The following is an 8,712-nucleotide window of genomic DNA, read 5'->3' on the forward strand; positions in this document are numbered from 1 at the left end:
GCAGGTTGTGAAGAGCCTGAAACCTGCCACCGCGGCGACCGCCGTGCTGCTCGGCGCTCTCCTGACCGCCCCGGCGAACGCCGCCCCGACGTCCGCTCCAGCACCTACCTGCAAGGTCCAACTCGAGCCGGTGACGAGCCGCGGCGACGCGCCGAACACGACCGTCACCGCGACGAGTCCGCCGACCGCGAAGACCACCGCCGGGCCGCACCTGTTCGCGCCCGGCAGCGTCCGGTTCACCTCGACCTGGCGCTGGGACTCCGGCTCGAACGATGCCTACGTGGTGATCGGCGCCCGGCTCTACCAGGTGTCCTGGGGGTACGACGAGATGACCGGGGAGCTGTACGACTACCAGAACCCGGTCGGCGGCGGCTGGGACCGGTTCACGATGTTCGAGCAGGCGACGTACGGCTCGCCGGCGATCCGGATCGCGCGGTACGGGCTGCGCGACGACGGCGTGCTGTTCCGCTGGACGAGCTGGAAGAACGTTCACCGGTACGCCGGTTTCGCGTCCGTGAAGGCGATGACGCTGATCAGCGAGACCAAGACGTACGACACGTTCCTGGCCACCACCCGCGGCGGCGCGCTCTACACGATCCACATCCCTGCCGACACCCGGGTGCGGCCGACCGTGAAGAAGGTCCGGAGCTCGACCTGGCAGGGCTTCGAGACGCTCGTCGCCGAACGCTGCGGTACCCAGAGCACGCTCCTGACCGCCATCGACAAGGACACCGGCACCGCGTACCTCTACGCGGTCAGCCACGGCGCCGTCGTCATCAAAGGCCTGGGGAAGGTCCCCGGCACCTACAAGGGCCCGGTGATTTCCCGCTGGGTGCTCGACGACGCCCCCAACCGAAACGGAGAGTAAGTCCCTTATGAAACTCAAGCGCACAGCTGCCTCGCTGGCTTCTGCCATGTTGCTCGGCGGCGCCGTCGCCGCGAGCACAACCGCCGGACCGGCGACCGCCGCCACCACGGGCGCGACCGCGGCCTGCCAGATGTGGCTGGGCTCGGTCACCTCCGGCGGCGACATCGCGAACACCGCGATCACCGCGGGCTCGCCGATCACCGCGAAGCGGTCGACCGGGCCGCACATGTTCCCGGCCGGGTCCGCGAAGGTCATGTCGACCTGGACCGAGACCATCGGCATCGCCGGCGAGGCCTCGTGGTACGGCGACGCGATCCTGAACTCGACGCTGTACTCCGGCGCGTACGGGACCGACTCGACCGGCAAGCCGTTCACCTCGCTGAAGGCCGTGGGCCGCGGGTACAACGGCTACAAGGCGATCGACGACACGTTCTACGGCGGCAAGACCGTTCGCGGCGCTTCGTACAAGCTCCGCGGCGACGGTGTGCTCTACCGGTACGACGCCGACCACAAGCTGTCCTCGCGGTACACCGGCTACTCGGCGGTCAAGACGATGACGCTGATCAGCGAGACCGCGACGTACGACACCTTCCTGGCGAACACCTACGGGGGTGCGCTGTACACGATCCACGTGCCGGCGAACATCAAGCTGGCGCCGATCGTCAAGAAGGTCCGGACCTCCACCTGGCAGGGCTTCGAGTACCTGGTCGCGGAGAAGTGCGGCACCCAGAGCACCCTGCTCGCCGCGGTCGACAAGGACAGCGGGTCGGCGTACCTGTACGCCGTTGGGCACGCCAACGGTGCGGCGACCGTGATCCGCGGGCTGGGCAAGATCCCCGGCAGCTTCAAGGACGCGGTGTACTTCCTGAACACCCCCGAGGGCGTGCCGCCGCTGTTCGGCGAATGAGTGCATGACAAGGCCCCGGTGACCAGCAGCTGGTCACCGGGGCCTCGCCCTGTCTAGAAGTCCCCGCCGAAGTCTCCGCCGCCGAAGTCGCCGAAGTCGAAACCTCCGCCGTCTCCGCCGTCGCCCCCGAAGTCGTCGCCGCCGCCGCCGCCGTCTCCGCCGTCGCCGCCGTTGTCGCCGTCGGCCATCCCGTCCTGGTAGCCGGCCGCGTAGTCGCCGTACCCGCCGCCCGCGAACATGCCGCCGAGCGCGGTGCCGATGAACATGCCGGTGAGCACCCCGCCGACGCCGCCGAACAGACCCTGCGCGTACGGCGAGTAGGCCGGGCCGGCCTCCCAGTACGGCACCCGCTGCGGGCCGACCATGACCTTGCGGACGTCCGGCTCGGCGCCGGCCCGGACCCGCTCGGCGTCGGCCGCACAGGCCGGCACCTCGCGTGGTGCGCCGCCCGGCGGCGACCACATCACGTCGACGACCGACGGGCCGTGCTGCGGGTTGAAGAAGCAGGCCGGGCGGCGCTGCGGCAGCGGCTCGCCGTTCACCCGGGCCTTCACGCACGCGGCGGCGTACCGGCCGTCCTCGAGGATCTCGATCACGTGCTTGATCTGGTCGGCCTGGGTCACCTGACCGATCGCCTGCTTGGCGGACTCGTAGGAGTCCAGGGCGCGCTGGTAGTCCTGCCGCGCGCCGTCACCGAGGTCCTTGCCGACCATCTCCAGGTCGAGGTCCTGCAGCTCCTCGCCGAAGCGGGTGATGTCCTCGTCGGCGGTCCGCTTGACCGCGTCGAGCTCGGCGGCGGTGATCTCGTGCTGCTTCTTGTTCTGCAGCTGTGTCCGGCGATAGGAGTTGTACGCCAGCACCGCGATCACCACGACCGCGATGATCAGGATGAATTCCATGACGGGCCTCTCTCGGGGGTCCTTTGCGGCAACCCTATCGAATACCTCAAGGCGGTAGTCGCCACGCAGGGTGACGCAATCCCGGGAAAGCGGTCACCGGCGACGCATAATCGAGGAGCGCGCCGCCCAGCGTCTGTCCCACCCCCGCCGGAAGGCCGTCCATGGGAATGACCGCGCGACTGCTCCCGCTCGTGCTGACCGCGACCGCTTTGGTGCCGCAACAACCCTCGAACGACCCCTCCTACCAGGAGATTCCGCTCGAGGGGGTCTCGGTCCGGTCGCTGACCGAACCGTACGGAATGGTCGGCATCACCTGGCCGGAAGGTGTGCGGAACGTCACCGCCAAGGTCCGGGTGCAGCAGAACGGAAAATGGACCGATTGGCAATCGTTGCCGGTCGAGGACGACCACGGACCAGATGTATCGGATACCGAAGGAATTCAGCGGGCCGGCACCGAACCGTTATGGGTAGGAAATGCCACCGGCGTCCAGGCCAGCGCGATCAGTGACAGCGGTACGCCGGTTTCCGGCGCCAAGGTGGTGCTGATCCAGCCGGGCGTCCTGAGCTCCGACGCCGATGAGCCCGACGATGTCGGGGTGACCTCCACTGCGTCGCCGTACCCGATGCCGTTGATGGTCAGCCGGCGCCGGTGGGGCGCCGACGAGCGGCTGCGGACGTACAACGGGGCGTCGTGCGCGCGGCCGAAGTACACGACGACGGTGCTCGGGGCGTTCGTGCATCACACCGCGGACCGCAACGACTACACCCGGACGCAGGTCGCGGCGATGGTGCGGGCGATGTACGCGTACCACGTGAAGAGCCGTGGCTGGTGCGACCTCGGGTACAACTTCCTCGTCGACCGGTTCGGCCGGATCTTCGAGGGCCGCGCGGGTGGCGCCCAGTTGCCGGTGCTCGGCGCGCACACCGCGTCGTACAACGCGAACTCGTTCGGCGTCGCGGTGATCGGCAACTTCGACAAGACCGCGCCGCCGGCGGCGATGCTCGAGTCGACGGCCCGGGTGCTCGCGTGGAAGCTGGACGCCAACTACCGGTCGCCGTCGGCAACGATCCGGCTCGATGGAAAGAGTCTGCACACGGTTTCCGGACACCGTGACACGAAGGCCACGGACTGTCCGGGAGCCCAGCTGTACGACAAGCTCGGCTGGTTGCGGCAGCGGGTCAACGCCTTGATGGGCGGCAGTTTCGCGACGCCGATCTACCGCTACGCACGCAAACTCGGTTTCCGGAACATCGGGCAACCGTTCTGGGGTGAGCACCCGACGCGGACCGGACGGGCGACTTTCTTCGCCACCCGGGACGTCTTCTACTCCGTTGCCACCGGCCCGCATTCGACCGCGGGCGCCTTCCGTACCCGGTACCGGCGGCTGGGCGCGGGGAGTGCGCGGCTCGGGTTGCCGATCACCGAGGCGTACCAGGTGCACGGCGGGGTCCGGCAGAAGTTCCAGCGCGGCTGGCTGGTCTGGGACCGCCGCGTCCGGCAGGTCCAGGTCGTCTACGGGAGGGCGCTATGAGAAAACGTGTGATCGCGGCGGTCGTGCTGTCGTCGACAGTGGTGAGCACCACCGCGCACGCCCGCGAGATCACGCCGGCCGCTGCTGTCCCGGACACCGCGATCACGGGGCGCGGGTTCGGGCACGGACGCGGGTTGTCGCAGTACGGCGCGCAGGGAGCCGCGCTGGCCGGGAAGTCGGCGAAGCAGATCCTCGACTTCTACTACCCGGGGACGACCACCGGGAAGGCGACCGGCAGCATCCGGGTGCGGATCAGCGCGGACACCACCGACGGCGTCCGGGTCGGCGCGGTGAACGGGCTCGCGGTCCGCTCCTTCACCACCGGCAAGGTCTATCCGTTGCCCAAGGCATCGACTATCCAGCAGTGGTCCATCGACCCGAACGGCGAGCACGGCACCAAGCTCAGCTGGTACAACGCGACGACCAGGAAATGGACGCTGTACAAGACGTTCAGCGGGATGGCGCAGTTCGAGGGCGCCCCGGTGATCGGGCTGGTGCTGCCGAGCGGCGCGGTACGCCGATACCGCGGGGCGCTCCGGGCGATCGACGTGTCCGGGGCGCACCTGGACACCGTGAACGTGCTGCCGCTCGAGTACTACCTGCGCGGCGTCGTACCGCGGGAGGCCGTGACGAGTTGGCGGCCGGCGGCACTGCAGGCCCAGGCAGTTGCCGCGCGCACCTATTCGGTGTTCCACCGGAGCCGGGCGACGACCAGGGCGTACGACCTGTGCGACACGATCTCCTGCCAGGTGTACGGCGGGTACGACGACGAGGAGACGTCGACGAACAACGCGATCGCGGCCACCGCCGGACAGATCCGGCTGTACCAGGGCAAGCCGATCATCGCCGAGTTCTCCTCGTCGAACGGCGGGGCGACCGCGGCCGGCGACGCGCCGTACCAGGTGACCAAGGTGGACGGCTGGGACGCGTACCCGCGGAACGGGAACCCGAACGTCACCTGGCGGGTGACCCGGACCGCCGCCCAGTTGCAGGCCCTGTTCGACGTCGGCTCGATCCGGTACGTCCGAGTGCTGAAGCGGACCGGGGTCGGCCCGGGCGGCGGGCGGGCGCTCACCGTACAGGCCGTCGGGTCCCGCGGGTCCCGGGTGCTGACCGCCGACCAGGTCCGGATCGCGCTGCACCTGCGCTCGTCCTGGATCAGCTTCCCGGCCCGCTGACCTGATATGTCAAGTGCGGCCGCCGAAGAGTCGGTGGCTGAACCATTGACGGGCCCTCCATGCGCCGGTTAGAACGTGACATCGCTGTCAACCACCGCCCAGGAGGAGCCCGGAGATGCGCAGGAAGCTTGGTATATCAACACGTCTGGCCGCGGGGGTGCTCGCGGTCGCGGTCCTCGGAGCGCTGAACATGTCCACGGCGAGCGCCGCGGAGCCCGCGTACGCGCTCGGGACCGATCCCGTGGCGGCCGCGCGGGCTCGCGCGTCGTACGACGCCATCAACAAGTACTTCGACGCCGGCCAGGGGCTGCTGCACGAGGAGTACCCGAACACCGGGTCCAACGCGTACTCGTACGTCTGGCCGTACTCGCAGGCGGCGATCGCGGCCGAGGATCTGGCCGGAGTGCCCGGCGCGGGCATCGCGGGTTCCGCGGAGGCGGACCGCCGGGTCGCGGCGTACGGGTTCTACTGGAACTCCGGGACCACGCCGACCGGCTACGACTCGTACGTCCGGCCGCCGAACGGGCAGGGCGGCGACAAGTTCTACGACGACAACGAGTGGATCGGCCTGAACATGATCCAGCGGTACAAGCGGACCGGCGACCCCGCCGCGCTCGCTCGTGCCAAGGACATCTTCGCGCTGGTCGTGCACGGCTGGGACACGGATCCGTCGCACCCGTGCGCGGGCGGCGTGTACTGGACGCAGGCGCCCTGGAGCCAGGATCGCAACACGGTGTCGAACGGTCCGGGTGCCGAGCTCGGCACACACCTGTACCTGCTGACGCACGACGCGTCGTACCTGACGTGGGCCAAGAAGATGTACCAGTGGGCGCAGACCTGCATGCTGGCGCCGAACGGTCTCTACTGGGACCACATCGACCTGGCCGGGAACGTCGAGAAGACGCAGTGGAGCTACAACCAGGGCGTGATGCTCGGCGCCGGGGTTCTGTTGTTCAAGGCAACGGGTGACGCCCGGTACCTGCGGGACGCGAAGTCGGTCGCGAACGCGTCGCTGGCGTTCTACAACACTCCGGAGATGCTCGCGAAACAGGGCGCCGCGTTCAACTCGATCTGGTTCAAGAACCTGCTGATCCTGGACTCGGTCAGCCCCGACCCGCGCTACCGCCAGGCGATGCAGTCGTACGCCGATTACAACTGGAACACCACCCGTGACCCCGCGACCAACCTGTACAAGTTCCGCGAGGGCACGGTGGAGCTCCTGCAGCAGTCCGGTATCACCCAGGTCCACGCTCTGCTGGCGTGGCCGCGGTCCCGGTACGGCCTGCTTGCCTGAGTTCGTCAGGCCGCGGCAGTCGCGGTCTTGATCTCGACCGGAGTGACCGGCGTCCCGTCCTGCGGGCTGTTCTGGGGCGTGACGCCGGCCTCCGCGACCTTGTCGATCAGCTTCAGGCTCGGCTCGTCGATCGTCCCGAACGCCGTGTACTGCGCCGTCAGCCCGGACGCGTCGCCGTACACGATGAAGAACTGGCTGCCGTTCGTGTTCGGCCCGGAGTTCGCCATCGCCAGCATGCCGCGTCCGTACTTCAGCGTCGGGTAGACCTCGTCCGCGAAGCTGTACCCCGGCCCGCCGGACCCGGTCCCGGTCGGGTCACCGCACTGCAGCACCTGCAGCCCTTCGCCGACGGTCAATCGGTGGCACTTGGTGTTGTCGAAGTACTTCTGCCCGACCAGGCTCAGGAAGTTCTTCACCGCGCACGGCGCGAGCGCACTGTCCAGCGTCAACTGCAGGTCCCCGATCGACGTGTCCAGGCTGACCTTCGACGTACCGGACGCCTTCGTCTTGCCGTCCGCCGGCAGGTTCACCTTCTTGGCGGCCGGCTCGGAGGTCTTCTTGTACGTGCAATTCACCTCGGCCGCCAGCGGTGTCGCGCGCTTCGGCGCCGGGAACATCGCGGTCGGGATACTGGCCGGCTTGTTCTCCGCGGCCACCGACGGCGTGGCCGCCGGCTTGTCGTCACCGCCTCCGAAGACCACGAACGCCCCGACGACGACCACGACCACCGTCACGACCGACGCCACGGTGACCGCGAGGTTCCGGCGCTGTCGCCGGTGCTCCGCCTCCCGCTCCGCCTGCCGCTTCGCCTTGCGCGCCGCCAGCTGCTGCTGGTGGGTCTTCTTGGACATGCAGTAACCCTCCTCAACCGGATGCCTGGACGGAACCTACAGCCTCAACCTGAGAACTGTCTGTCAATCCAAGCCCCCCGACAAGGTCACCACCCCGCATCGCCCACCTATTGCCGCCGTCGACGGGGCCGCGCGCCAGACCACGCGCCAGACCGCGCCGCACGGAGGCGCTGGCCCACGGAGGCGCAGGCAGGCGCAGGCAGGCGCAGGCAGGCGCAGGCAGGCGCAGGCAGGCGCACGGAGCTGCCGCGCTCGGAGGTGCTGCCGCGCTCGGAGGTGCTGCCGCTGCTCGGAGGCGCTGGCGCGCACGGTGGTGCTGCCGCCGCTGAGGCTTACGTGGTGCGGGTGGGTCGCCGCTTCGCGGCGGCCGCGTCTTGTCGCTTCGGCGGATGCGCGGCGTGTGGCTCCGCGCGGAGGCGCTGGTGCCGGGTCCTGGTAGGTGGTGCCGGGTCCGGGTAGGTGGTGCGGGGGAGAGGTCACTGCTTCGAGGCAGCTGCCTTCTGCCGTCTTCGGCGGGTGCGCGGGGTGTGACGCCGCGCGGAGGCGCTGGTGCCGAGTCCGGGTAGGTGGTGCGGGTGAAAGTCACCGCTTCGCGGGACGGCGTTGTTGCTGCCTGCGGCGGGTGTGCGGGAGGGAGGCCGGGCGGAGGCACTGGCGCTGGGTGCGAGTAGGTGGCGTGGGCGAAAGGTCACCGCTTCGCGGCATCTGCGTTTCGCAGCCTGCGGCGGGTGCGCGGGAGGGGAGTTGCGTCCAGCAGAGTGGTGTACGGAGTGGCCGGCCCGGGCGTAGACGTGGGTGCGGGTGTCGCCCGGGTGGGGAGTGGTCGCCGGTTCATGGGGCCCCATCTACCTGAGGCGGAATCTCCAGCGGGTCGGGCCGCGAGGCGGCGCTGGAGGCCGACGTGTGACGCGTCTACCCGACGTACGGCTGTCGGCGGCTGGTGTCGAGGAAGTGTGCCAGTCGGAGGCGCTGGGTGGGGTGTATGGGCAGCTCGTCCAACTGTGAGGAGTCGACATAGCGCTGGTCCGTGGACTCAGCAGACCCTTGTAGCGTGCCGCCGATCGGCCTCGCAGCCACGCAGATGTTGAACTACTGGCGGACCTCGCCGTCCGCGTAGGAGATGACATGGCGTGGGTCGGCATAGATACCGACCAGCCCGGTCACCTGGACCTCCAACCCGGTC

The 8,712-nt window shown here is 69.2% G+C and carries 7 protein-coding genes; 5 read left to right on the top strand and 2 right to left on the bottom strand.

Annotation, left to right across the window (positions count from 1 at the left end):
- Positions 1-7 precede the first annotated feature (7 nt).
- Entirely contained in the window at positions 8-868 is an 861-nt protein-coding gene (locus AB0M51_RS38730) for a hypothetical protein (RefSeq protein WP_363753581.1), read from the top strand.
- Between the two features lie 7 nt (positions 869-875).
- Positions 876-1,775, top strand: coding sequence for a hypothetical protein (locus tag AB0M51_RS38735; RefSeq protein ID WP_363753583.1), 900 nt, complete (start codon positions 876-878; stop codon positions 1,773-1,775).
- Positions 1,776-1,828: 53 nt separating this feature from the next.
- On the opposite strand, the gene AB0M51_RS38740 is transcribed toward AB0M51_RS38735, so the two are convergent.
- Positions 1,829-2,674 (bottom strand): hypothetical protein, encoded by an 846-nt coding sequence (locus AB0M51_RS38740; protein ID WP_363753586.1) that lies wholly within the window; start codon positions 2,672-2,674, stop codon positions 1,829-1,831.
- A gap of 161 nt (positions 2,675-2,835) precedes the next feature.
- Here AB0M51_RS38740 and AB0M51_RS38745 point away from each other — a divergent pair, with 161 nt between their 5' ends.
- The 3 genes from AB0M51_RS38745 to AB0M51_RS38755 all read left to right on the top strand — a co-directional run bounded on the left by AB0M51_RS38745 (position 2,836) and on the right by AB0M51_RS38755 (position 6,678).
- Complete coding sequence (locus AB0M51_RS38745) at positions 2,836-4,206, top strand: N-acetylmuramoyl-L-alanine amidase (protein ID WP_363753589.1); 1,371 nt, start codon at positions 2,836-2,838, stop codon at positions 4,204-4,206.
- Entirely contained in the window at positions 4,203-5,384 is a 1,182-nt protein-coding gene (locus AB0M51_RS38750; protein ID WP_344199190.1) for a SpoIID/LytB domain-containing protein, read from the top strand. The genes AB0M51_RS38745 and AB0M51_RS38750 overlap by 4 nt, the downstream gene beginning before the upstream one ends.
- A gap of 115 nt (positions 5,385-5,499) precedes the next feature.
- Positions 5,500-6,678 carry a glycoside hydrolase family 76 protein gene (locus AB0M51_RS38755; RefSeq protein ID WP_363753593.1) on the top strand — a complete coding sequence of 393 codons (1,179 nt, stop codon included), beginning with the start codon at positions 5,500-5,502 and terminating at the stop codon, positions 6,676-6,678.
- 5 nt (positions 6,679-6,683) lie between these two features.
- On the opposite strand, the gene AB0M51_RS38760 is transcribed toward AB0M51_RS38755, so the two are convergent.
- On the bottom strand, positions 6,684-7,529 hold the full coding sequence (locus tag AB0M51_RS38760; protein WP_344199184.1) for a peptidylprolyl isomerase: 846 nt from the start codon (positions 7,527-7,529) through the stop codon (positions 6,684-6,686).
- Between the last annotated feature and the right edge of the window lie 1,183 nt (positions 7,530-8,712).

It is taken from the genome of Kribbella sp. NPDC051137, from assembly GCF_040682535.1.
In the GTDB taxonomy this organism is placed as follows: Bacteria; Actinomycetota; Actinomycetes; order Propionibacteriales; family Kribbellaceae; genus Kribbella; species Kribbella karoonensis.